Genomic DNA, 3,401 nt, shown 5'->3' on the forward strand with positions numbered 1-3,401 from the left:
CCATCTGATCCGAGAAAAAAGCGCTGCTCTGTCCCTTTGCTCGCAAACGCAAGGGTGAGGCCGGAAAAGCTGTCCGCCGACGCTGGAATGGCTTGGAAACCTTCGATTTGTTCGACGCGCCGGACTCTTCCGGCACCAACGATCAAATCGAGGAAGCAGAATGACAAAGCGAAAGTACAGACATCGCCGCAGTGTCGATGTTCGGATCACTTGGCTGCAACCACATGTCAACGGATTCAAGCACTGGCTTGGCCAGCGGAATTATTCGGGCGCAACAATCGTGGAGGTGGTGCGCCTACTGGCACTGTGGGGTGATTGGGTGCGTGCCGCCGGCTTCGGTGTCGAAACACTCGCCGAGGGTCTGAACGCATCGGCATCGGTGTTCAAAGGCAGCAAGACCGCCCGTGCGCCACAGGGTGCTGCCGCACTGTTCGTCACGTATCTGCGCGAGTGCAACATTCTGCTGCAGGAGCAGGCTCCGTCACTGGAGGAGACGTGGCCGGCCCTGGCCGCCTTTAGTCGCTGGATGCGGGAACAACGCGGCATCAAGGACTCGACGCTCAACCTGTACCAGCCGGTATTGGCCGATTTACTGATATCGCTTGGATCAGATCCCGCGGCTTATACGGCCGAGGCGATCCGCAACTTCGTGCTTGTTCGAGCGAGGCCGCACGGCCGTTCGCGGGCGCGATGCATCGCCGTCGCCACGCGCATGTACCTCAAATATCTCGTCGCGATGGGGCATTGCCCGGCGGGGCGGGAACACGCGGTCCCGAGCTTTGCGAACTGGCAACTGGCGACGACACCGCGCTTTCTTGGTCAAAGTGATATCGACCGCCTCCTTGCCAACTGTGAGGGCGAAAGCCGCTTGCGCGACCGCGCTGTCATGTTGCTTCTGGCTCGGTTGGGCCTCAGGGCGAGCGAAGTTGCCAATATCACTTTTGGTCAAATCGATTGGAAGAATGGTCGGATAACGCTGATCGGAAAGGTCCGGCGCGAGGAATGGCTCCCGCTGCCTCAGGACGTCGGCGATGCCATATTAGCCTATATCGAAAGGGCAAGGCCGCACATTGCAAGGACGCGTGTGTTCCTGACGGATATCGCGCCGATCAGACCGCTAAGCCGCATTGCCGTAAAGTGCATCGTGCGTCGCGCGCTCGACAGAGCCGGAATTAAAAGCATCCACCGTGGCGCGCATGTGCTTCGGCACTCAGCGGCGACCGCGATGCTGCGGAGCGGCGCAAGCCTTGCCGGCGTCGGAGCTGTATTGCGTCACCGTTCTCCATCGACGACCGCGCTCTACGCCAAAGTAGACATTGGCCTCTTGTCCGAGATCGCGCAGCCATGGGGCGGGAGGTTGCCATGCTGAGCGCCGACGTCACCCGCTACATCAGTTTACGCCGCGCGCTGGGCTACAAACTTGCCCGGGTGGACCGGTATCTCCTGGCGTTCGCGCGCTTTGCAGCGGAACGCAACGAGAGCCACATTCGCACGGCAACCGCTCTTTCTTGGTTGCCGGTGGCAGCCAAGAGCCCAAACGCCATGTCGCATCGGCTGACGGCCCTGATCGCCTTTGCCCGCTTCATGCAGGCGGAAGATCCTCGTCACGAGATACCGCCCGCAGATATCAAGCGGTCCACCAATCGACCTGTTCCCTACATCTACAGCGCGGAGGAGATCGCCCGTATTCTCGTTGTGGCCGGCAATCTGAGGCGCCAGCAGCCCAATCCACTGCGTCGCGAGCTCTATGTCATGCTTTTTGGGCTGATCGCAGCGACTGGACTGCGCATCTCCGAAGCTCTCGCGCTCAAGCTCGACGACATCCTGCCAGACGGCGTGTTACACATTCGCGAAACCAAGTTCCGCAAGAGCCGGCTGGTACCGCTGCACGCCACCGTCATGGAAGCGCTCCAACGCTATCTTCAAGCTCGGCGTCAACACGCCGGCGAGAGCGATTGGCTCTTCCCATCTGTCCAGCACCGACGGCTCTACCCGACTACGGTGAACTATACGTTCCGGTGCATCTTACGACGGGCAGGCATCGCGCCGGCGCGAAGTCAGCAGCCACGCATCCACGACCTTCGACATACCTTCGCAACCCGCGTCCTGGAACAATGCGGCGCCGATCGCGGCGAAGTTGCCCGGCACTTCGTCGCTCTGTCGACCTACCTTGGCCATGTCAGTATCCACAATACGTACTGGTATCTCGAGGCGACGCCGGACATGATGACCGACATCGCCGCCGCGGCAGAAACTCTGGTCGGGGAGGACGGCTTATGACGGAGCTCGCCCCTCTCATCACTGGCTTCCTGCGAGATTATATGCCGCGACAGCGAGGTTACAGCCCGCAAAGCTGCGAGACATACGCGTTCAGCTTCAAGCTGCTGTTCAACTTCACAGCCAAACGGCTCGGCACGCGTCCGTCTCTGCTCGCCATCGAAGACCTGGACGCATCGATGATCGTGGCCTTCCTGGAGCACATTGAGCAGGATCGTGGCAATAGCGCGTCCACCCGTAATATGCGGCTTGCCGCCATCAAGGCGTTCATGCGCTATCTCGAGCACAAGGTTCCCTCCGCGCTTCAGCAGATCGGCCGGGTCCATGCGATTCCGACCAAGCGCCATGACCAGAAGCTCATCCGTCATCTGACGATGGACGAAATCCGCGCGATCTTAAACGCGCCCGATCTGGCGACGAGATCTGGCATCCGTGATCGGGCAATGATGCATCTCTGCTTCGCCGGAGGCTTGCGGGTCTCCGAACTGGTCGGCCTTCAGACAGAGAACCTTTCGCTTCAGAACGGTGCGAGCGTGAAGGTCATGGGAAAGGGCCGCAAGGAACGTTGCCTGCCGCTCTGGAAGGAAACTGCGCGGGACCTTCGTGCGTGGCTGAGTGTTCGTGGCGCAGTCCGCGTACCGGAGCTCTTCGTCAATGCTCAGGGCGACCCGATGACCCGCGCCGGCTTCGAGTATGTGCTCGACAAACATGTCGGCAAGGCAGCCGAGAGCTACGCATCGCTTCGCGGCCGTCGCGTCTCACCACATCAGCTTCGCCATGGCTGCGCAGTTGTGATGCTGCAGGCAACCCGCGACATCCGCAAGGTCGCCCTATGGCTCGGCCACGCCGATATCCGCACGACCGAGGTCTACCTCCGCATCGACCCATCCGAGAAGTTGGAAGCGGTCGAGGCGGTAATTCCACCTGAGCTGAGGCGTGGCCGGTTCAAGGCACCGGATGCCCTGATCGCATCATTGCTCTCGGACTAGAAGGTATCCGCGGGTTCCGAACGGGTGCACTCTTGAGCGGAGTTCTACACCGCTACGGTCTGTTCCGGTTCATCTGATATCGCGCTCGACATAGCCGGTGTGCCTTGTCGGGCGCGGCTAGCGTGGTGGATTGGA

The 3,401-nt window shown here is 60.8% G+C and carries 3 protein-coding genes; all 3 read left to right on the forward strand.

Annotated features, from left to right (window positions below; all coding sequences use genetic code 11):
* Positions 1 to 160 precede the first annotated feature (160 nt).
* The 3 genes from GB927_RS34110 to GB927_RS34120 are packed head-to-tail and all read left to right on the forward strand — an operon-like array spanning position 161 to position 3,266.
* Positions 161 to 1,369: a tyrosine-type recombinase/integrase gene (locus GB927_RS34110; protein ID WP_174047121.1), complete on the forward strand. Its 1,209-nt coding sequence runs from the start codon at positions 161 to 163 to the stop codon at positions 1,367 to 1,369.
* Complete coding sequence (locus tag GB927_RS34115) at positions 1,363 to 2,280, forward strand: tyrosine-type recombinase/integrase (RefSeq protein WP_174047122.1); 918 nt, start codon at positions 1,363 to 1,365, stop codon at positions 2,278 to 2,280. The genes GB927_RS34110 and GB927_RS34115 overlap by 7 nt, the downstream gene beginning before the upstream one ends.
* Entirely contained in the window at positions 2,277 to 3,266 is a 990-nt protein-coding gene (locus GB927_RS34120) for a tyrosine-type recombinase/integrase (protein WP_174047123.1), read from the forward strand. Before GB927_RS34115 ends, GB927_RS34120 begins: the two co-directional genes overlap by 4 nt.
* Positions 3,267 to 3,401: the final 135 nt, after the last annotated feature.

It is taken from the genome of Shinella lacus (genome assembly GCF_010994755.1).
GTDB classification, from domain to species: domain Bacteria; phylum Pseudomonadota; class Alphaproteobacteria; order Rhizobiales; family Rhizobiaceae; genus Shinella; species Shinella lacus.